Below are 21,451 nucleotides of genomic sequence, written 5' to 3' on the forward strand. Positions count from 1 at the left end.
GCGCGGTTACGCGCCGAGAATCAACGGCTGAAGAAGAAGGTCGAACAGGCCGAAGCCATTCAAGAGATCATGGGAAAAGCTATCGAGCTCATGGACGGGATCACCGCGAGCTCGACGAGCGAGGAGGAGCCGATCCCACCGGCGTTGATGAGCGCCGAGCAGTACCAGCAGTGGCTCGAGCGCAAAGGTCTGTCTTAGTCGAGACGGTCAGCGCGCTGGTGACCGCTGGGATGACGGTGGCGGCGGCGTGTGCCTGGGCGGGACTGGCGCGGGCGAGTTTCTACCGCCTCTCCCGCCGGTACCGGCACTACACGCCGGTGGCTGATCCGATCCCGCAGCGGGCTCGACCACAGCCGGCGGCGTTGAGCTCCGGTGAGCGTGCCCAGGTGTGTGCCGTACTCGAAGACGAGCAGTACGCCGATCTATCGGTGTGCCAAACCTATTGGCGGGCTTTCGATGCCGGGCGGGTGCCGTGTTCGCAGTCCAGTTTCTATCGCATTGCCAAAGCCGAACAGATGACCGGTGATCGCCGCCGCGGCCGCCACGGCGGCGGGACCTCACGCTCGGTCCCGAAGGCGGTGGCCACCGCACCGGGGCAGTTGTGGTCGTGGGATGTCACCGAACTCAAAGGACCTGCCCGGCAGCGCTACAAGCTGTATCTGGTGATCGATGTGTTCTCCCGCTACCCGGTCGGCTGGCGCATCGAACACCGCGAGGACACCGCTATGGCAGTCGACATGTTCGCCACCGCGTTCACCCGTTACGGCTCGCCGCAGGTGTTGCACGCCGACAACGGGGCGATCATGCGGTCACGTGATCTGCTCAACGCCCTGCAGGCTGCCCAGATCCAGGCGTCGTTTTCGCGGCCCCGGGTTAGTGACGACAACCCGTTCTCCGAATCGCTGTTCAAGACCATCAAGTACGACCTGGCCTGCCCAGAACGGTTCGACAACATCGACCACGCAAGGGCATGGACCGCTATCTTCCTCGCCAACTATGCCGACGAGCATCGCCACAGCGGACTGGCCTGGCACACCCCGGGCTCAGTGTTCGACGGTACTGCCACCCAGCAGCGGCAGCACCGCCAAACACTGCTCAACCGCATATACCTGGCCCACCCGCAACGCTTCCGCCGCCCACCCCGGGCCCCGGAGATCCCGACCATCGTCGGGATCAACCACCGAAGAACAACCAACCAAGTCCTGTCTCAGACAGGTTGAGAAATTCCGCCGCGACGGGTGGGTTTACGGAATAGGGGTGGGGCTGTCAGCGTCAGGCGAGGGCAGTGCCTTCTTGAGCATCGCGTGGAAACGGGATTTGTCGGCCAGATCCTGCCACGTCCACCGAATGACGGTGTAACCCTCTGCACGCAAACGGTCCTCACGGATCTTCTCGTCGACGACCGTCTTCCACGCGGGCTTGTCGCCGATCGTGCCGTTGTACTTGACCATGCCGTCGAACTCGCCGACGACCCTGTCGGCCAGCAGGAAGTCGACGCGCGCGATCAACGTGCCGCGGTCGTCGACGAGTTCGACCTGCTGCCGCGGCACAGGTAGGTCGGGTGACTCGAGCATCACTGCGCGACTGAGGGACTCGCCGACACTCTCGGACAGTGCGTTCGCCTGCGGCAACATGCGGCGCAACATCTCGACTCCCTTGAACCCTCGACACGAATCGAGGATTCGGTGCATCCGTTCGACGTCGGCGTCACGTCGCAGTGCGGCGTCGAGGACGACGAGCGCCTGGCGGCTGGTTCCGAGTCTGGCGACGTCGCACGCTGTGCGCTCGATGCTCGTCACGGTGGCCCCGTCGACGACCCCGACGTCCTGCGGCTCGACGTCGGCCTGATGCTTGACGATGCTCTTGGTTCGTTTCCCGACCTTCGGCGACGTCACATGAACCTGCGACAGATCCGGCCAGAGCATCGGCAACCTGTGCATGGCAGCGGCGGAGACGTGGCTGAACAGACGGCCCGGGCGTCCCGCGTTCGCGGCGGCGATGACGGTCAGCCGGTGCTTCTCGACGGCGTCGAGATCGTCGACCGTTGCGAAGTCGGCCATCGCACCCGGCCAGAGGCGATAGAGGGCTTTGCCTTCGACCCTGCGCTGCAACTGTTCGTCGGTGATGTGGGTGCCGACGGTTTCTCTGCGAAGGATCAGGCCGTGTCGATCGGTGGGCAGGTCCATACCAATCAGACGCACGAGCGCACGCTGCGGACCCACCCTCCGACAAAGCCACCCCTTTTCCGTAAACGCGCCCAGACCGCGCCGGGTGGGTTTACGGAAAAGGGGTGGCTTTGTCGGGTGGCTACTGCGCGATGAACTTGTTGACGGTTCGGTTCAGGAAGTTCGGGATGAACTTCGCGGCGTTGCCGAGGAAGAGGGTCTGCGCGCCGACGGAGTAGCTGGTGCGGTGCAGGAGCTTGTCCTGGCGGGTGGGGTGCACGGACTCCCAGACCTTGTCGGCGACCTGCTCGGGGGTGATACGGATGCCAAGGGTTTGTTGGACTTGGAGCCGCCGGTGGCCAGGGCGGTCTTGGCCCACAGAGGCCAGATGCTGACGGCGCGGATGTCGTCGTGCTCCCACTCGAGTTCCAGGGCCTCGGTGAATCCGCCGACGAAGAACTTGGTGGCCGAGTAGACGGCGATGCCCGGCTGGCCGTAGATCGCCGACGCCGATGCGATGTTCACCAGGTGTGCACCCGGGGTCTTCTTCAGGTACGGGTAGGCGGCCTGCGCGCCGAGGCGACGCCGAGTGCGTCGATGTCGATCTGGCGCTTGATCTGCTCGGGCGTGATGGCGTCGATCTTGCCCTCGTGCAGGATTCCGGCGTTGTTGTCGAGGACGTCGAGCTTGCCACCGGTGTGGGAGGTGAACTCAGCGAGAGCGTCGGCCCACTGTTCCGGTTCGCGGACGTCGAGGGTGCCGGTGATCCAGTCGGGGTGGTCGGCCTTCACCTTCGCGAGGGCGTCGACATCGACGTCGTATACGCCGACCGTCCAGCCCTCGCGGTCGAAGCGTTCGGCGGTGGCGAGGCCGATCCCGGCCGCCCCGCCGGTGATGAAGATGGATGACATGCGAACCCCCATGGTTGATCGTGACGGCATCGACGGCGCTGACCTGCGACAACCGTTTCAGGCGCCGAACTTACTCGTCAGTATATTCATCGATTCGTTTACTGGGTCACGCCGCGGTGCTATCTTGACAACACACATTGTCATTACATCGATCATTGTCATGGTCGACGACCGGAAGGCGAGTTCGCATGACTGCCGCGATGGAACGAACCGAGAACGTCATCAGCATGCGTGACCAGGGCACCGAGGAGGTTTCCGCACGTCTCCTGGCGTCGGCTGCCCGTCTGTCCCGGAATGCGATGACCGAGATCGACTGGTCCCAGCCGATGGACCCGACGAAGTACGGGTGCAGCCCCGAGTGGTCGTCGCTGTACGGCACCGACTACTGGGACGAACTGACCGAGGAGCAGCGGATCTCGGTCACCCGCCACGAGTTCGCCTCGATCATGAACATCGGGATCTGGTTCGAGATGATCCTGCAGGAAATGGTCATCCGCGATCAGTACCTCGGCGACTACCACGGCTCCGAGTTCCAGTTCGCACTCACCGAGGTCGCCGACGAATGCCGGCACTCGCTGATGTTCGCCAAGGCCTCGGAGAAGATGGTCGGTACCTCCTACCGGCCGTCGAAGAAGGTCGCCCGCCTCGGCAAGATCTTCATGCAGACCGCGAAGAACGAGGTCTCCTACGCCGGAATCCTTGTCGCCGAAGAAGTCCTGGACGTCTTCCAGCGCGGCTGCATGCGCGACGACCGCGTGCTCGACTTCATCCGCACGGTCAACGAGATCCACGTCCTCGAGGAATCGCGCCACATGAAGTTCGCGCGTGAAGAGGTGAGGGACTCGCTGGAGGGCGTGAGCTGGGCACGACGCCAGTTCAGCGCTCTGGCGGTCTCCATCGGCGCGTACTACATCGTCACGAGTCTGGTTCAGCGCAAGGCCTTTGCCGACGCCGGCCTCGACGCCGACCGTGCGGTCCGCGAGATGCGCTCGAACTCGCACTTCCACTCGATGATCCGCTCGAGCTGCGTCCACCTCATGGAGTTCCTCGACGAGGTCGGACTGCTCACCAAGCCCGCCATGCGGTACTACCGGAAAGCGCACATGCTCTGATGTTCGTCATCACCCAATCATGTTGCAGCGACGCGGCATGCGTGTCCGTGTGCCCGGTGAACTGCATCCACCCCACCCCTGAGGAACGCGGCTTCGGCAGCTCCGACATCCTGCACATCGATCCGGAGGCCTGCGTCGACTGCGGCGCCTGCGCCGATGCGTGTCCTGTCGACGCGATCTATCCCGCGGACAAGCTCGGCACGCGCGACAAGGTGTTCATCGACATCAACGCCGACTACTACAAGCGCAACCCCGACGTCCGGTCCGGATGGGTCCCACCGACCGACGACGAGTCGGCGGGCGTCACCTACCCGCACATCCCGAAACTGCCTGCCGGCCTACGGGTTGCGCTGGTCGGGACCGGGCCGTCGGGCGGCTACGCGCTACGGACACTGCTCGACCGGACCGAGGCGACCGTCACCGTCATCGACAAGCTGCCGACTCCGGGCGGACTGGTCCGCGCCGGTGTGGCACCGGATCACCCCGGCACCAAGGGTGTGCTCCGCGGATTCGACCTCCTCTACCGCGACCCACGCGTCACCATGCTGACCAATGTGTCGGTCGGTGACGGCCCGGACGAGATCACCCCGGCCGAACTGGCCGAGCATTTCGACGCCGTGTTCTACGCCGTGGGCGCCAGCGAGTCTCGTCGCCTGGGTATTCCGGGCGAGGATCTGCCTGGTTCGACGTCGGCCACTGATCTGGTGGCCTGGTACAACGGCGTGCCCGGTGTCGACGAGGGGCCGCCGTTGCGCCGGGGAACCGCCGACGATCCGGCAACCGGGCGCGCGGTCGTCGTCGGCACGGGTAATGTCGCGCTCGACGTCGCACGCATCCTCGTGTCGCCGCCGGAGTTGCTGGCCACCACCGACATCGCCGATCGTGCGCTCGAGATCTTGCGCGAACAGAACGTCCACGAGGTGGTGCTGCTCGGTCGTCGCGACCAGGCCGCCGCGGCGTACACCGCAGCGGAATACCGTGCGCTGTCGGAGATCCCGGGTGTCGAGGTCGAGGTGTTCGACGGCGCCGACGGACAGGTTCCGTCGTTGGGTGAACCCGCCGACCGGTCGCGACGTCGAATCGTTTTCCTGTTCCACAGCACACCGGAGGAGATCGTCGGCAACCCGCAGGTGCAGGCGGTGACCGTCCGGACCGGCGAGGGCCGGCACCACGTCGCCGCCGACCTCGTCGTGCGCTCCATCGGTTACCGCTCGACCGCGATCCCGGGTCTGGCCTTCGACGACGAGCGCGGCATCTTCCGCAACGCCGACGGACGACTCGTCGACGAGTCGGGCGAGGTCGTCCCCGGTGGTTACGTGCTGGGCTGGGCCAAGCGCGGACCGAGTGGCGGGATCGGCGCAAACAAGAAGTGCGCCACCGAAACCGTGGAGGACTTCATCGCCGACGCCGCGTCGGGTCGTCTGCAGCGCACCCAGCGCAGCACGGGTGAGTTCACCGCCTTGGTGCGCAAGCGCGTGCGGACCGTCATCGGTTACCGCGGCATGCGCGCCATCGACCGCCGTGAACGCCGGCGCGGCGTCGAGCAGGGGCGTCCTCGCGTGAAGTTCACCCAGGTCGCCGACATGGTCGGTGCTGCCGGCTGGCGAAAGGCCTGAGCGCCGTTCCCTCTTCGTGTCACCATCAGGGCATACGACACACATTCGGAGGAGGCGCAATGGCGTACGAGGGTATGAACCAGAAGTGGCGGGAGCGTTCGCTGTTCGCCGTGTTCGTGACCGCGCTGGTCACCCAGAACGCGATCGCGATCCCGTACGTTCAGCGGAACGGGCCGGAGTCGGTGAAGGACTTCTTCGTCGGCGACATCATGAAGACCACCCCGGGCCGCTTCGCGATGGTCGACCTGCTCTTCGTGGTGATCGCCTTCCATCTGTGGGCGTTCGGCGAGGCCAGGCGATTGCGCATCATGCCCTGGTGGTTCGCGTCGGTGGTCCTCACCTTCGGGGTCGGTATCGCGACGGCGATCCCGTTCTTCTTCCTCGCCCGCGAACGCGCTCTGCGACGCTGAACTCCCAGATCCGCACTGCTCTCGTGGCTGCGGATGCGGCGTGAGGACCAGACAACGCCGACGTAACACCGAGGCAAGTCGCATTTCACGCGGCGCGCGGATAGTGGCGGCATGTCGAGTACTCCGCACTTCCTGCAGGGTGTCTTCCCGTTCGCGGGAGCGGGCCTGACCAAGTCCGGGCCCATCGACCCGTCGTTGACGTTCGTGGTGCCGTCGGGAATGACGGCCCAGCCGTTGTACTTTCGCGGGGGTAACAGTTCCGGCGAGTTGGTCTGCGTGACGCTGATGCGCGACGGGACGCCGATGCGGATGTTCCCGATGGGGGCGCGGTCGGCGGTCAACGTACCGCTGCGGGTGGTCGAGGACGTCGACCCCGACACGACACTCGAACTCGTGATCGCGGCCCCCGAGGGCGCGAGCGGCGAGGTCGTGGTCGACTTCGGGATGGTCGTCTTCTGATGGCGGGCTCTCAGGACCTGCAGGAACGACGACGCCTGGTTGTCGTCGGAAACGGTATGGCCGGCGCGCGCACGGTCGAGGAGATCCTCGAACGCGGTGGCGGTGACCAGTTCGACGTCACGATGGTCGGCGACGAGCCGTACGGCAACTACAACCGCATCATGCTCAGCCATGTGCTGGCCGGTGAGGCCACGGTCGACGACGACGACCTGATGCTGAACCCGATGGCCTGGTACCGCGAGCACGGCGTCACCCTGTACGCCGGCGACCGCGCCGAATCCATCGACCGGTTCGCCAAGACGGTGACATGCGCGTCGGGCCGGGCCATCGACTTCGACGTCCTCGTCATCGCGACCGGCTCCCACACGTTCTTCCCCAACATGGACGGCCTGCGCGAACCCGACGGCAAGCTCGCCCGCGGTGTGTTCGGCTTCCGGACCATCGAGGACACCAACGGCATGCTGCAGATGGCGACCTCGCGTGATCACATGCGCGCCGTCGTGATCGGCGGCGGCCTGCTCGGTCTCGAGGCCGCTTACGGCCTGCAGACGCAGGGAGTGGCCGTCGACGTCGTGCACTCGCCCGGGCACCTGATGAACCAGCAGCTCGACGAGCGCGGTGGGCGCGTGCTGCGCAACAAGATCGAGTCTCTGGGCGTGGGTGTCCACACCGGCAAGCGCACGACGTCGGTGCTGCGCAACGACGACGGGACGGTCGCGGGAGTCGGCTTCACCGACGGTGAGTCGCTGCCCGCCGACATGATCGTGGTGACCGCCGGTATCCGGCCGAACGTCGGGATCGCGCGCGGAGCCGGACTCGTCGTCGAACGCGGGATCGTCGTCGACGATCAGATGCGTTGTGAGGACGAGGCATTCATCTATGCGGTCGGGGAGTGTGCGCAGCATCGCAGTGAGGTGTACGGACTCGTCGCCCCGCTGTGGGAACAGGCGGTGGTTCTCGCCGACGTGCTGACCGGCGCGAATCCCCGAGCCGAGTACCACGGTTCGCGCCTGACCACGAAGCTCAAGGTCGCCGGCGTCGACGTCGCGGCGATGGGTGTCAAGGGTCCGGAGCGGGACGACGACGAGTTCGTCCAGTTCTACGAACCGCGCAGCGGTGTCTACAAGAGTGTCGTGGTCCGGGACAACAAGCTGATCGGCGCCATGCTCCTCGGCGACATCTCCAAGGCGAACTTCCTCACCCAGGCCTTCGACGAGAAGGTGCCGCTGCCGGACGAGCGCATCTCGATGCTGTTCGACCTGGGGACGCCGAGCGCGGCGACCGGTGCGGCCGAACTCGCCGACGACGTACAGGTCTGTAACTGCAACGGGGTCACCAAGGGCGACATCGTGAGTTGCGTGGCGTCGGGTTGCACGAGCGTCGGCGAGGTGTGCGCGAAGACGCGCGCCGGCAAGGGATGTGGGTCGTGCAAGGGGCTCGTCGCCGACATCGTCGAATACGCTGCCGGGGACGCCCTGACGGCGGATGCCTCGGCGGACTGGTACGTTCCGGCGATTCCGCTCACCAAACCCGAGCTCATCGGCGCGATCCGGCGGCAGAACCTGCGGTCGGTCAGTGAGGTCTTCGAGAAGCTGGCACCGGCGGGGGAGGACGCGACCGCGAAGATGCCACTCGCCTCGCTGCTTCGGATCATCTGGGGATCGGACTGGAAACGTGAGCCGGGTGCACTGTTCGTCAACGACCGTGTGCACGCGAACATCCAGCGGGACGGCACGTTCTCGGTGGTCCCGCAGATGAAGGGCGGGGTCACCTCGCCCGAGCAGTTGCGCAGGATCGCCGACGTTGCGGAGAAGTATTCGATCCCGATGATCAAGGCGACCGGGGGTCAGCGACTCGACCTGCTCGGCGTCAAGAAGGAAGACCTCCCAAAGGTGTGGGAGGACCTCGGCATGCCGTCGGGTTACGCCTACGGCAAGTCCTTCCGGACCGTGAAGACCTGTGTCGGAACCGATTATTGCCGTTTCGGTCTCGGCGACTCGACGCAGCTCGGCATCGACATCGAGACCCGCTATCAGGGCCTGGAATCGCCGGCGAAACTCAAACTCGCCGTGACCGGTTGCCCGCGCAACTGTGCCGAGGCGCTGTGCAAGGACTTCGGTGTGGTAGCCATCGGCGACGGCAAGTGGGAGATCTACGTCGGCGGTGCTGCCGGTGCCCACATCCGCAAGGGCGACCTGCTCGCCACCGTTGATTCGCCCGACGAGGTGGTCCGGTTGTGCGGCATCTTCATCCAGTACTACCGCGAACAGGGCAAGTGGCTCGAGCGGACCTATGCCTTCGTGCCGCGCATCGGCATCGAAGAGTTGCGCGCGATCATTGTCGCCGACCGTGACGGCTTGGTGGCGGGGCTGCAGGAGCGCATCGACGAGGCGGTCGCCGCGTACGTCGACCCCTGGCTCGATCGGACCGAACCCAAGTCGCCTGCTCAGTTCACCCCTGCTCTGCCTCTGTTGCCGCTCCCTCAGGTGCCGGTCCGATGACCAGCGTCGCCGAACCGGGTGTGGTCGTGGGGTCGGTGGGCGACCTCGAGTTCGGGGAGAGTCGGGCATATGCGGTGCACGGCAGGCAGATCGCGGTGTTCCGCATGACCGACGGCACACTACGCGCCACCGAAGCGGTGTGCCCGCATCGGGGAGGGCCGTTGGCCGACGGTCAGTTCGACGAAGCCAAGATCGTCTGTCCGTTGCACCAGTACGCCTTCACGTTCGCTGATGGTGGGTGTACGTCGGAGGGGATCGGCTCGATTGCCGTGTACCGCGTCGAAGAGCGCGACGGGGACATCATCGTCTGGCTGTAGTCGCTTACGAGCTACCTGATGCGAAAGAAGTGATGCGATCCTTCGCTGCGTGAGGTGTGAGGAGCGTTGGTGCCTACCGTCTGCTGCCTGATGTGTGGGGAGCGGTGGTGCCTACCGTCTGTTGCCCGAGGTGTGGGGAGCGTTGGTGCCTACCGTCTGCTGCCTGAGGTGTGAGGAGCGTTAGCGACGAGCCACGAAGGCCTGGTGACCTGATTCCTCAACGTGTGCACCACCACACTGCGTCGTCACTGACGGGGTCGCGGGTCTTTCGCAGCGCTTGGTCGCTTCGCCAGCATCTTCAGGTGATCGATCTCTCCGTCGATCAACGCCTTCTTCTTGGCTCTGGACCAGCCGTGAATCCGCCGCTCGATTCGGTAGGCGTCGGCGAGATCGAGTTCCGCGGACCACGCCAGACGAACCGGTCGTCGTTGGGACGTGTATCCGGTCTGAGTGGTGCTGTGCTCGCGAAGTCGTTTCGCGAGATCGCGGGTGCTGCCCACGTAGTACGAGCCGTCAGAGCACTCGAGGAGGTAGACCCATGCCATGGGGCGATCATGCGGTACCGAACTGTTCCGATCGGCGCGCTGAACGGACGCTGTGGACGGTTGTCGCGACGGTGTTGTCACTGTGCATTCTTGGGTTGCGAGCCCTTCGTGGCTCGTCGCTTGCGCTCCTCGCACCTCAGGGAGCGGTGGGGCTCGTCGCTTGCGCTCCTCGCACCTCAGGGAGCGGTGGTGGTGCGCCTCGCGCTTCAGGGAGCGGTGGTGGTGCGCCTCGCGCCTCAGGGTGCGGGGCGGTCAGTACACGTCCCGCACATACCGCTTGTCGGCGGCGAGTGCCTTGACGTAGGCCTCGGCGCTCGCGGGGGAGCGGCGACCGTACTGCGCGACAATGCCTTTCAGGGTCGCGTCGACGTCCTTGGCCATCCGGGACGCGTCGCCGCAGACGTAGACGTGGGCGCCGTCGTGCAGCCACTGGTAGAGCTCTTCGCCGTGTTCGACCATGCGGTCCTGGACGTAGATCTTGCGGTCCTGGTCGCGGGAGAATGCGACGTCGAGGCGGGTCAACAGGCCGTCGCCGAGCATCGTCGTCAGTTCGTCGCGATAGTAGAAATCGGTGGCCGAATATTGTTCGCCGAAGAACAGCCAGTTCTTGCCGTTGTGGCCCAACGCCTCCCGCTCGCGGAGGAAGCCGCGGAACGGGGCGATGCCGGTGCCGGGCCCGATCATGATCATCGGGGTGTCGGGATCGGCGGGCGGGCGGAAGTGCGTGGTCGAGGTGACGAAGACCCCGACCTCGGTGTCCTCGGCGTGGTCGGCGAGGAAGGTCGAGCACACGCCGCCGCGCTGGATGCCGCATCGGTTGTAGCGCACCGCATTCACGGTCAGCTGCACCTCGTCGGGGCTTTCCAGCGGACTCGACGAGATCGAATACGACCGTGGGGCCAGCGGTTTGAGGACCGCGAGCCATTCGTCGACGTCGGCGTGGATCGGGCGCTCGGCGAGGACATCCACCGACTGTCGTCCCCAGGACCAGTCATTGAACTCCGACTTGTTGCCCGCAGTGGCCAGGGCTTTCAGGTCGTCGGAACCCGAACGCTCACCGACGAATCGGACGAGGTCGGGTGTGACCCGCGCGAACTCGAGCCGTTCGCGTAGCGCCTGGTACAGCGGCATGTCGTCGCCACCGACCGTCACCGTGTGTCCGCCGTCGAGTCCGGTCCGGTCGAGGAACTCCTCCACGAGGGCCGGATTGTTCAACGGCCACACGCCGAGCGCATCGCCGGCCTGGTAGGTCAGGGTGTCCGCCGGCAGCCGGAACCCGAAGTTGCGCACATCCTTCTGCGAGCCCTCGGCATTCAGCTTCACGTTCCGAACCAGCGAGGTGACCAGCGGTTTCTTGCGGGAGTAGGCAGGCGCGGTCCGAACCGACGGGGCGGCCGCGGAGTCCGCGGGCTTGCTGACCACGGTGACCCGATCGTCGGTCACGCCGGAGACCGGCGCACGGTTGCCGATGCTGATCGCACGGATCACGTCGTTGAGCCAGCTCCCGGCCGTCTCCTCGAAGTCGGGTTCGCAATCGACCCGGTCGACGATCCGACGACCGCCGAGCTCGCCGATCCGTTCGTCGAGTTTGCGTCCGTGGCCGCAGAAGTCGTCATAGTTCGAGTCGCCGAGGGCGAGCACCGCATAGTCGACCTCGGAAAGGTCCGGTGCCTCAGCACCGTTCAGCGCCTCCCAGAACGCTGCGCCGTTGTCCGGCGGATCGCCGTCGCCGGTGGTGGACGTGACGAAGAGTGCGGTACCCCGTAGTTCGCCGACCTCGACCTCGTCCATCGACTTCGCGTCGGCCCGGAGACCGTTCGCCGTCATGCGTTCAGCGGTCTCGGCGGCCAGCTCCTCCGCATTGCCCATCTGCGACGCCCACAGCACGGTGATCGTGCTGGTGGGATCATTCGAATCCGGTGTCGGCGCAGGCGGCGTGGCGGCGTCGGCGCGCGAGTACATCCCGGCCAGCAGGCCGGACGCCCAGAGTCGGACCTCCGCGCTCAGCGGCGCGTCGGCCGGGATCGAGGGAACACCCGGTGGAGTTCCGGAAGCACCAAAAGCCGAGACTCCTGCGGCCAACCCGGCCAGATACAGCTGTTCCGCCGGTGACAGCTCCGGAACGGCGACCTCCGAAACGCCCAGTGCATCAGCCAACTCGGACGAACCGGTGACCGGTGGCACCGCTGACGGCGACCCCGCGACCTTGGTCAGTGTCACGGCGCACACCTTGAGTTCCGGCTGCTGCGACAGGGGATCCACGGCATCGGAGGTGACCGCGTTGATGGAGAGGTGTTCGCCGAAGGCGTCGTTCCAATGGAACGGCACGAAGCAGTTCCCGGGGCGCACCCGGTCGGAGATCCGGGCGGGCAACACCGCTCGTCCGCGACGCGACGCCACCTCGACCTTGTCCTTCGCTCCGAGGTCCAGGCGTGCGGCATCCTCCGGATGGAGTTCGACGAACGGTTCGGGGTTCAGCTTGTTCAGCTTGGCGACCCGGCCGGTCTTGGTCATCGTGTGCCACTGATGCGGCAGCCGACCGGTGTTGAGCAGGAACGGATAGTCGTCGTCCGGTAGCTCCTCGGCGTCGAGGTGAGGCCGTGCGAAGAACTGGGCGCGGCGCGTCGGTGTGGCGAATGCCAGCCGAGGCACCGTCCCGTCGTCGAGACGATGCAGGGTCTGACTCCGGCCGTCGTTCAGGTACCGGATCGGATTGCGCGCACCGTCGGCGAGGAGGTCGGCTCCGTCGGACGACGGCGGACACGGCCATTGCATCGGAGTCCGGCGCAGACCGTCGTAGGTGACGCCCCGCAGGTCGTAGCCGGTGTTCGGATTGGCGAACTGTTTGATCTCGTCGAAGACCTCCTCGGCACTCGAATAGGAGAACGCCTCGGCGTACCCCATCTCCGACGCGATGCGCGTGATGATCTCCCAGTCCGGGATCGCCTGCCCGGGTGCGGCGAGAGCAGGCTCGAACAGGGTGAGGTTTCGCTCCGAATTCACCATGATCCCGGTCGATTCCGACCACAGCGTCGCCGGCAGTACGACGTCGGCGTACTGGTTGGTCTCCGTCTCGGCAAAGGCGTCCTGGGTGATCACGAGATCGGCTCGTTCCAGGCCTTCGATCACGGTCTTCCGGTTGCCCACCGAGGCAACAGGATTGGTGCAGATGATCCAGCAGGCCTTGATGTCGCCGTCGGCCATCCTGCGGAACATGTCGATGGTGCCGCCCCCGACGTCCGTGCGCAGCGTGCCGGACGGGATGCCCCACGCGGTCTCCACGAACGTGCGGTCCGCCTCGGACAGCACCGAACGCTGGCCCGGCAATCCCGGCCCCATATAACCCATCTCGCGGCCACCCATCGCGTTCGGCTGGCCGGTCAGGGAGAAGGGTCCGCTGCCGAGGCGGCAGATGGCGCCCGTCGCGAGGTGCAGGTTGACCAGAGCATTGGTGTTCCAGGTGCCGTGCGTCGACTGGTTGAGACCCATTGTCCAGCAACTCATCCAGTCGCCGGCCTCGCCGATCATCGTGGCCGCGGTGCGCAGGTCGTCGGCGGCGATGCCGGTGATGGATTCGACGACCTCCGGCGGATACTGCGCCGCGAACTCGGGCATCTGCTCGAAACCGTCGGTGAACGACGCGATGAACTCGTCGTCGGTGTGACCGCCGGAGATCAGCAGGTGCAGCAGGCCGTTCAGGAAGGCGAGGTCGGTACCGGACTCGATCTGCAGGAACAGGTCGGCCTTGTCGGCGGTCGCGGTGCGCCGCGGGTCGACGACGATCAGCTTGGCGCCCGCCTTGACCCGGTCCATCATCCGGAGGAAGAGGATGGGGTGACAGTCGGCCATGTTCGATCCGATGACCAGGAAGACGTCGGCGTGGTCGAAGTCCTGATACGACCCGGGCGGACCGTCGGAGCCCAGCGACAGCTTGTATCCCGTGCCGGCGCTGGCCATGCACAGGCGCGAGTTCGACTCGATCTGGTTGGTGCCGATGAAACCCTTGGCCAGTTTGTTGGACAGGTACTGCGCCTCGAGCGACATCTGGCCGGAGACGTACAGCGCCACGGCGTCGGGACCGTGTTCGTCGACGATGGCGCGCAACCGGCGCGCGGTGTCGGTGATGACGGCATCGAGGCCGCTTCGGCGGAGCTCACCGCCGCGGTCGTCCCGGACGAGCGGGGCGTCGAGGCGTCCGCCGGCGGCGAGCATGTCGACGGTGGTCGATCCCTTGGTGCACAGCCGGCCGAAGTTCGTGGGGTGGTCGGCGCGCCCGACGGTCCTGACGAGCTCGCCGGCGTCGCCGAGCCGCATCTCCAGGCCACAGCCGACGCCGCAGTAGGCGCACAGGGACATGACCGACCGGGACATGACGGGGTGCGTGGTGGGGGAGGCGGTCACGGTCTCCAGCGTCGAAGTCGGATGTTTCGCAACCCGAAGGCCGGGGTTACACAGCCATCAACTTGACCTCACAGTCGACGGCCATGGCTGTGAAGGGAAAAGAACTGCAGGTCGCACGCAATTCCGAGACCGGATAGCCGGAGTTGCGGCGTTGCTCAGGCGGATCTCAGCCGAGGCGGATAAGACTGTATGCCATGCGCATCCTCGTGGTTGATGACGACCGGGCGGTCCGGGAGTCGTTGCGACGGTCGCTCAACTTCAACGGATACACCGTCGAGACCGCGGGCGACGGCATCGAGGCACTCGAGAAGATCCTCGCCGATCGTCCCGACGTCGTCATCCTCGACGTGATGATGCCACGCCTCGACGGCCTCGAGGTGTGCCGCCGACTCCGTTCCGCCGGTGACGACCTGCCGATCCTGGTCCTGACCGCCCGTGATTCAGTCTCCGAGCGGGTCTCGGGGCTCGACGCCGGCGCCGACGACTATCTGCCGAAGCCGTTCGCACTCGAAGAACTACTCGCCCGGTTGCGGGCGCTGCTGCGTCGTGCGGCACCCGACGCCGACGCGGACTCGGAGACCCTCACCTTCGCGGACCTGTCGCTCGACCCGGTGACGCGTGACGTGACCCGTGGCGAGCGGTCGATCAGCCTCACACGCACCGAATTCGCGCTGCTGGAGATGTTGATGGCAAACCCGCGGCGCGTGCTGTCCCGCAGCCGCATCCTCGAAGAGGTGTGGGGATACGACTTCCCGACCTCGGGCAACGCTCTCGAGGTCTACGTCGCTACCTGCGCCGCAAGACCGAGGCGGACGGGGAGTCGCGACTCATCCACACCGTGCGCGGTGTCGGATACGTACTGCGGGAGACCCCGCCCTAGTGTCGTCGTCCTCGCGGATGCGTGACCGCCTGACCCACGTGCTCGCCAACGGACCTGGCTCCTCCAGGGAGAACTGCCCGTCCGGGGAGAAGGAGATGCGGGCACCGATGCCGTTGACGCGAGCGGTGTCGCTGCGTTCGCGTGTCACGATCCTCTCGGCGACCGTCGTGCTGGTGTCAGTGAGCCTGATGGCCGCGGCCGCGTACTTCGTGGTGTACCGGGCGATGTACAACGAGGTCGACCAGCAGCTGGAAAGCCGTGCCGACGGGATGGCGGCCTTGGCGCGGGCCGGTGTGCTGCGCAACCAGCCCGAGCAGCTGGTGGCGGGAACTGTGTTCTCCACGAACATCTCGGTCGCGCTCGTGACCCCGAGCGGTCAGACATATCTCATCGGGCAGGTCCCCTTCGAGGACCCCGAACGCGAGATCGTGCGGGCGCCGGCAATCGCCGGGACCAATCCGCAGAGCCTGCGCACCACCCGGAATCAGCGCGTGCTGACGCGCAAACTCGACGACGGCAACACCCTCGTCCTGGCGCAGAGTCTCATCCAGACCGACCGCGTTCTCAAACGCCTGGCTTGGGTGCTTCTCGTGGTCGGTTGTGGCGGAGTGGCTTTGGCGGCTCTCGCCGGTACGACGGTCGGACGTGCCGGACTGAGACCGGTGGCCCGGTTGAACCGGGCCGTCGAACGGGTCGCGCGAACGAACGACCTGACACCCATACCGGTGACCGGCAACGACGAATTGGCCAAGCTCACAGCCAGTTTCAACGCGATGCTGCGGGCGCTCGCCGAATCCCGGGACCGTCAGGCGCGTCTCGTCGCCGACGCCGGACATGAACTGCGAACGCCGTTGACCTCGCTGCGCACCAACCTGGAACTGCTGATCGCGGCGAGCCGACCGGGCGCACCGGCGGTCCCCGAACAGGACATGGTCGACCTGCGCGCCGACGTGATGGCTCAGATCGAGGAATTGTCCACGCTGGTCGGCGATCTCGTCGACCTCGCCCGCGAGGACGCGCCCGAGGTGGTCTACGAGGAAGTCGATCTCGCGGAGATCGTCGAGCAGGCCCTCGAACGCGTCCGGCGGCGCCGCAACGACATCGACTTCGAGCTCGACCTCGCCCCCTGGTACATCTTCGGCGAACAGCACGGCCTCTCCCGTGCGGTACTGAATGTGCTGGACAACGCGGCGAAATGGAGTCCGCCGGGCACGTCGGTGACCGTCGGCTTGACACAGACCGGGATGTCGACAGCGCAGCTCACCGTCGCCGACGCCGGTCCCGGAATCCCCGAGGAGGACCGCGGTCTCGTCTTCGAGCGGTTCTATCGTTCGACGCAATCGCGGTCGATGCCGGGATCGGGGCTGGGCCTGGCGATCGTGCGGCAGGTCGTCGAACGTCACGGCGGCACCGTCACGGCCGACACCTCGCCACGCGGCGGTGCGCTCATCCGGATGACTCTGCCCGGCCGGGCAACTCCTGCGGAACCATCTCCGCAAGTGATTCGTCAATAAGGATGAAGCGCCGTGCATCGGCGGGTCACGACGGCCGTCGTCCACATCATCGACAGCCGAGTGGTTACCCGGTGTGACCTGGTCATCGATCCCATAGGGTTGACCGAAGGCGTTGTTCGGGTACGCCGGTCGAGTGGTTTGACCGATGACCCCGACCGAACCGACCCGGCAGCAGCCGGTGGCGACCACAGCCGGCACTGTGCCGGTCAGACGACGAGGAAGAGACGAAGATGACGACTGGCGGTTCGCAGGGTGGCGGTCCGTACGGGGGTGGCCAGCACGGTCAGCACGAGGCCGGCCCGTTTACCGGGGGCGGCGCTCCCTCCACACCCCCGGGCTCCGAGTCACCGACGCAGTCCCATGGCGGCCACGGCTACCCGGGTCCGGCCTCCGGAGCATTCCCCGCGCAGGGCGGTCGACCCGGCTACGGGGGAAACAACGCACCCACGTCTGTCTACGGCAACCCCGGGACCAGCCCGTTTCCCCCACAGGCCTCGTATGGCGGGCCCGGCGGCGGTGCCTACTCGCAGTCCGCGTTCGGCGGGTCGGGGGGCAACCCGCCGCCCCGGACTCCGAAGAACAAGGGCGGCGGACGCCTGGCCGCACTCGGCGCCGGTGCGCTGGTGGTCGCTCTCGTCGCCGGTGGTGCCGGCGGTGCGATCGGTTACACCCTGGCCGACGGTTCCAACGGGTCGTCGAGCAGCACGAGCAGCGGTCCGCTCGGCGGCGACCCCGGGGCGAATGGGAACACCGCGCCCGTCGAGGCGCCGGCCGGATCGGTCCAGGAGGTGGCGGCCCGTGTACTGCCATCGGTGGTCTCCATCGAGGTCGCCTCGGGTGGCGCGCTGGGCTCGGGATCGGGTGTCGTCCTGACCGAGGACGGCGTCATCATGACCAACAACCACGTCGTCAGCGCCGGGGACAACGGCCCCGCGGCCAAGGTCGGGGTCAACTTCTCGGACGGTTCACGGGCGCAGGCCCGGGTCCTGGGCGCCGATCCGATCTCCGACATCGCGGTCATCAAGGTCGACCGGAACGATCTGACCCCGGTCACGGTGGGCAACTCGAACAACCTCGCGGTCGGGCAGGACGTCATCGCCATCGGTTCGCCGCTCGGACTCGCCGGAACGGTCACCACGGGCATCATCAGCGCGCTCAACCGACCTGTCCTGACCTCCCGCGATCCGGGCACCAACACCACCTCGGTGATCGATGCCATCCAGACCGACGCCGCGATCAATCCCGGCAACTCGGGCGGTGCGCTGGTGAACGCCAGGGGAGCACTGATCGGTATCAACACCGCCATCGCCACCCTCGGTGGAGGCGAGCAGCAGGCCGGTGGCAGCATCGGACTCGGGTTCGCGATCCCCATCGACCAGGCGATCCGCGTGGCCAAGCAGCTCGAGTCCACGGGCAAGGCCAGCCACGCCAACATCGGTGTGTCCGTGCGCCCGAGCGGTGACTCCGACGCGCCCGGCGCCGTCGTCACCGATGTGACCCCGGGCGGACCTGCGGCGGGCGCGGGCATCCCGAAGGACGCGGTCATCACCAAGGTCGACGACCGTCCGATCCCGTCGGGCGACGCACTCGTGGCGGCCATCCGGTCGCATGCGCCGGGGGACACGGTCACGGTGACCTACACAGACGGCGCGAACACCAAGACCGCACAGGTCAAGTTGGGCACGCTCGAGGTGAAGTGACACGCGGCGCCACCGCCCGACCACACACAACTACACAGCCCCGCACGACCGTCCAGCGGACGGTCAGAGACGAGAGAGAAAGGGCCTGCCATGTCTGATGCCGGATCCCCCGTTCCCGGAAACACCGCCATCTCCGGCGACACCGTCGAGGAGGGACAGTCCCTGGACGTCCGTCTCGCGGGTGATCCGGGTCAGGTCGATCCGGCCGATGTCGTGGCCGCCGACGCCGCGGCGCGGGAGTTCGTCGCGCGTCACGAGCAGGCCGCGCATCGCCCGCCGGGCGAGGAGATCGGCCGGGCTCTCGTCGTCGTCGTCGACGACGAGGCCGCGCACGGTGAGGACCAGCGTCTGCTCGGGCCTCTCGTCAGCGAACTGCTCGCCGAGGCAGGATTCCACGTCGACGCCGCCGTTGTTGTTCCCGGCGACGAGGTGGAGATCCGGAACGCTCTGAACACCGCGGTGATCGGTGGTGTCGACCTGGTGGTTTCGGTGGGCGGTGTGGGCGTCGGCGCCCGCGACGTGACCCCGGAGGCCACCGAACCGCTGCTCGACCGCCGGCTGCGCGGCATCGAGGAGGCGATCCGTAGTTCCGGGCTCGCCGCCGGGGCGACCGACGGTGGACTTTCGCGCGGGCTGGCCGGAATCTCCGGGCAGACCCTGGTCGTCAATATCGCCGATTCCCGCGCCGCGGTGCGCGACGGAATGGCGACGGCCGCCCCTCTCGCGAAGTATGTGATCGAGTCCATCAGCGAGTTCTGAGCGCGCCACCGCTGCGTGTGGCGGGGACCACGAGCAGCGCTGGAGATCTCGGGTCCGACAGGACGATCGACCGACCGGAAATAGGACTTCCCTGCGATGACGGGTGACCGCGGCAACCCCGAAAACCGACCGGTGAGCAGCAGCGATGACGCTGCTGCTCATCGTGCTGCCCGTCGCGCGAAGCTTGATTCGGTGTTCGGGGACGACCTCCCGGACATCACGAGTGACGCGTGTGGCGAAGATCACAAAGGTCACTCTCAGGATTGGTTCGAGGCCCAGCGGCCGCCCCATTACGAGTGAAATGCGACCAGCTGTACATAGCCGCATCAGCGTGTTTATCTACCGTTAACTTTCGTCCGTCGATAGATCACGTATTCACTATTTGCGATGGTGCGTATCCGGTTTGTGACACGGCCGAGTCCAGCTGTTGCCCGTTCTGAGACCCCTCCGATAACGTTCGCCTCGACAACGCTCGGTCCCCTGTGAACGGGGCTTGAGCAGCGTCCTGCGATCTGTCGCGAGTGACAACGCAGCAGTGACCAGGAATTCGATGGATCCTTAACGCAAGCCAAGTCCTGCGTGTGAGCAGACTGAGCATTACTGTGTGGAACACCATCGAACGTCGAGGGTCATGACTTGCGGATGTGAACACATTCCGCGGGGTAACAGCCGAATCCTGTGAGAGGGAACGAATGAGCAAGTTCAGCAAGCTTGGGCTGCGCCGCGCCGCGGGCGCCGTCGCGATCGCCTCGGCCGCGGTCGTGGGCCTGGCCGGCATGGGCGCCGGTGATGCGGCAGCAGGAAAGCTGGCCAACGGATACAAGAAGGCCTCGGGTGTCGACGGCGAAACAGTGCAGAGCTGGCGGACAAATGAGAGCGCCTACCCGATCCCTACTGTCGCGAATGTTCCGACGTCGCGCGGATTTGTCCTCTCGGGCACCTACACCGCGAAGGCGAGCAAGGGTGTGGGTGGCAACCTGGCGGTTACCTACCTTGTGGGCTGTCAGGTGAACCTCGACGGACTCGAGCTCGGCCTTGGAGGCTCTATTGACTTCATCGCGCAGAGTGGCGGCCTGAGCGGCTCCCTGAATCTGCCCCTCAGCCCGGGCCAGGTCGCGGAAGTCAGTATCACCGACAAGGACCTGTCCGACTCGGGTGTCGCCAGCATTCAGCTTTCACAGCTTTCGTTCACGCTGAACAAGTGCGGTGGTTACGCTTCCGTCCGTTCGGTGACGAAGGTTATTGCAGCCAAGGGTTACAGCACTGACGAAGGTACGGTCAGCGGCGAGGGCACCTTGCTCCAGTCCACCCTGTACGGCCAGCCCTTCAGCATCAACTGACCGGGCGCAGATAACAAGCACTTCCTGACTTATCTGCCCTGAGCAGATTGATATTCCACGAAGGGGAATCATGAAGAAGAACATCACGCGTCGCGTGGTTGCGGCGGCCGGTATCGCCGGAGCCGCGGCGATGGGACTAACCAGCCTTAGCGCTGGCGGGGCGACCGCAGGACCGCTGCCTGGTGGCAAGATCACCAAGACACTCGTCGACGGCACGCCGGTGACTGTGCAGTTGTTCGATGAGTACGTCAACGTCCAGCGTGCGATCAGCAACGTTCCGACCTCGCGCGAGGCGTGGCTGTCGGGCAAGGTGCGCGTCACCGTCGGAGGTAAGGCCGAAGGCGGTGTGGTTAAGGTCGGGTTCGATGTCGGGTGTCAGGTCAACTTTGGGGCTGGGGCTGGAGCTGAGGGCGGCTACGCATACAGTCCGCCAAGCAGCGGGAACAGTGGTACCTACACAGATCCCAGTGGAGGTACAGGAACGTGGGAAACGCCCCCCAGTCAGGGAGGTTGGAGCCCGAGTGGAGGTGCAAATGGCTCGGTCAGCCTTGGTCCCGGCCAGGTTGAGCGCGTCTGGTTGGTGAACACGACTTCGGGCACGGACACAGCCTACAGCGACTACAAGGTCAACAGTTACACCTTCAAGGGTGGCAAGGGTGGAGTGGTCTACAGCCAGGAGAAGTTGGGCGTGAACTCGTGCGCCGGCCACGCATCCGCGAAGGCCGTTGTGCAGGTAACCGTGAGCACAGATTCCGTTAAGGGCGTCGTCGTGCTTAACGGGAAGCCTTTCAGCCTCGGCTGATCGATTCGCTGACACAGCA

The 21,451-nt window shown here is 66.1% G+C and carries 15 protein-coding genes and 3 pseudogenes; 14 read left to right on the top strand and 4 right to left on the bottom strand.

The features are described from left to right. Together BJF87_RS05865 and BJF87_RS05870 are read left to right on the top strand one after the other, a co-directional pair. Positions 1 to 198: pseudogene (locus BJF87_RS05865) on the top strand (hypothetical protein); the annotation flags it as partial. A gap of 20 nt (positions 199 to 218) precedes the next feature. Then, entirely contained in the window at positions 219 to 1,220 is a 1,002-nt protein-coding gene (locus tag BJF87_RS05870; RefSeq protein ID WP_262338883.1) for an IS3 family transposase, read from the top strand. Between the two features lie 24 nt (positions 1,221 to 1,244). Here the strand turns inward: BJF87_RS05870 and BJF87_RS05875 are convergent, their stop codons facing one another. Both BJF87_RS05875 and BJF87_RS05880 read right to left on the bottom strand, forming a co-directional pair. Beyond that, a complete protein-coding gene (locus BJF87_RS05875; RefSeq protein WP_075862810.1) occupies positions 1,245 to 2,186 on the bottom strand; it encodes a hypothetical protein in 942 nt (313 codons plus the stop codon). A 121-nt stretch (positions 2,187 to 2,307) separates the two neighbouring features. Next, positions 2,308 to 3,076 (bottom strand): annotated as a pseudogene (locus BJF87_RS05880) (SDR family oxidoreductase). Positions 3,077 to 3,264: 188 nt separating this feature from the next. Between BJF87_RS05880 and BJF87_RS05885 the strand changes: the two are divergent. The 6 genes from BJF87_RS05885 (at position 3,265) to BJF87_RS05910 (ending at position 9,491) form a co-directional block, all read left to right on the top strand. Beyond that, positions 3,265 to 4,188 (top strand): diiron oxygenase, encoded by a 924-nt coding sequence (locus BJF87_RS05885; protein ID WP_005193878.1) that lies wholly within the window; start codon positions 3,265 to 3,267, stop codon positions 4,186 to 4,188. Beyond that, positions 4,188 to 5,804, top strand: a complete 1,617-nt coding sequence (locus tag BJF87_RS05890) for an FAD-dependent oxidoreductase (protein ID WP_035755629.1) — start codon at positions 4,188 to 4,190, stop codon at positions 5,802 to 5,804. The genes BJF87_RS05885 and BJF87_RS05890 overlap by 1 nt, the downstream gene beginning before the upstream one ends. 59 nt (positions 5,805 to 5,863) lie before the next feature. Next, complete coding sequence (locus tag BJF87_RS05895; RefSeq protein WP_035755631.1) at positions 5,864 to 6,214, top strand: DUF2834 domain-containing protein; 351 nt, start codon at positions 5,864 to 5,866, stop codon at positions 6,212 to 6,214. A gap of 111 nt (positions 6,215 to 6,325) precedes the next feature. Then, positions 6,326 to 6,673: a hypothetical protein gene (locus BJF87_RS05900; protein WP_035755633.1), complete on the top strand. Its 348-nt coding sequence runs from the start codon at positions 6,326 to 6,328 to the stop codon at positions 6,671 to 6,673. Beyond that, a complete protein-coding gene (gene nirB, locus BJF87_RS05905) occupies positions 6,673 to 9,174 on the top strand; it encodes a nitrite reductase large subunit NirB (RefSeq protein ID WP_035755635.1) in 2,502 nt (833 codons plus the stop codon). Before BJF87_RS05900 ends, nirB begins: the two co-directional genes overlap by 1 nt. Then, complete coding sequence (locus BJF87_RS05910; protein WP_035755637.1) at positions 9,171 to 9,491, top strand: Rieske (2Fe-2S) protein; 321 nt, start codon at positions 9,171 to 9,173, stop codon at positions 9,489 to 9,491. The genes nirB and BJF87_RS05910 overlap by 4 nt, the downstream gene beginning before the upstream one ends. 245 nt (positions 9,492 to 9,736) lie before the next feature. Here BJF87_RS05910 and BJF87_RS05915 read toward each other — a convergent pair whose 3' ends face one another. Both BJF87_RS05915 and BJF87_RS05920 read right to left on the bottom strand, forming a co-directional pair. Beyond that, positions 9,737 to 10,036 (bottom strand): GIY-YIG nuclease family protein, encoded by a 300-nt coding sequence (locus BJF87_RS05915; protein ID WP_035755639.1) that lies wholly within the window; start codon positions 10,034 to 10,036, stop codon positions 9,737 to 9,739. A 252-nt stretch (positions 10,037 to 10,288) separates the two neighbouring features. After that, entirely contained in the window at positions 10,289 to 14,392 is a 4,104-nt protein-coding gene (locus BJF87_RS05920) for a bifunctional nitrate reductase/sulfite reductase flavoprotein subunit alpha (RefSeq protein WP_075862885.1), read from the bottom strand. 239 nt (positions 14,393 to 14,631) lie between these two features. On the opposite strand from BJF87_RS05920, the pseudogene BJF87_RS05925 reads away from it, so the two are divergent. The 6 genes and pseudogenes from BJF87_RS05925 to BJF87_RS05955 all read left to right on the top strand — a co-directional run bounded on the left by BJF87_RS05925 (position 14,632) and on the right by BJF87_RS05955 (position 21,432). After that, positions 14,632 to 15,317, top strand: a pseudogene (locus BJF87_RS05925) (response regulator transcription factor). 17 nt (positions 15,318 to 15,334) lie between these two features. Next, positions 15,335 to 16,831 (top strand): ATP-binding protein, encoded by a 1,497-nt coding sequence (locus BJF87_RS05930; RefSeq protein ID WP_396246694.1) that lies wholly within the window; start codon positions 15,335 to 15,337, stop codon positions 16,829 to 16,831. A gap of 230 nt (positions 16,832 to 17,061) precedes the next feature. Further along, a complete protein-coding gene (locus BJF87_RS05935; protein ID WP_075862811.1) occupies positions 17,062 to 18,531 on the top strand; it encodes a trypsin-like peptidase domain-containing protein in 1,470 nt (489 codons plus the stop codon). Positions 18,532 to 18,621: 90 nt separating this feature from the next. Beyond that, entirely contained in the window at positions 18,622 to 19,290 is a 669-nt protein-coding gene (locus tag BJF87_RS05940; protein WP_075862812.1) for a molybdenum cofactor biosynthesis protein B, read from the top strand. Between the two features lie 692 nt (positions 19,291 to 19,982). Then, positions 19,983 to 20,630 (top strand): MspA family porin, encoded by a 648-nt coding sequence (locus BJF87_RS05950; protein ID WP_075862814.1) that lies wholly within the window; start codon positions 19,983 to 19,985, stop codon positions 20,628 to 20,630. 70 nt (positions 20,631 to 20,700) lie between these two features. After that, positions 20,701 to 21,432, top strand: a complete 732-nt coding sequence (locus tag BJF87_RS05955; protein ID WP_075862815.1) for an MspA family porin — start codon at positions 20,701 to 20,703, stop codon at positions 21,430 to 21,432. Positions 21,433 to 21,451: the final 19 nt, after the last annotated feature.

Origin of the sequence: Gordonia sp. CNJ-863 (assembly GCF_001942325.1) — a bacterium.
In the GTDB taxonomy this organism is placed as follows: domain Bacteria; phylum Actinomycetota; class Actinomycetes; order Mycobacteriales; family Mycobacteriaceae; genus Gordonia; species Gordonia alkanivorans.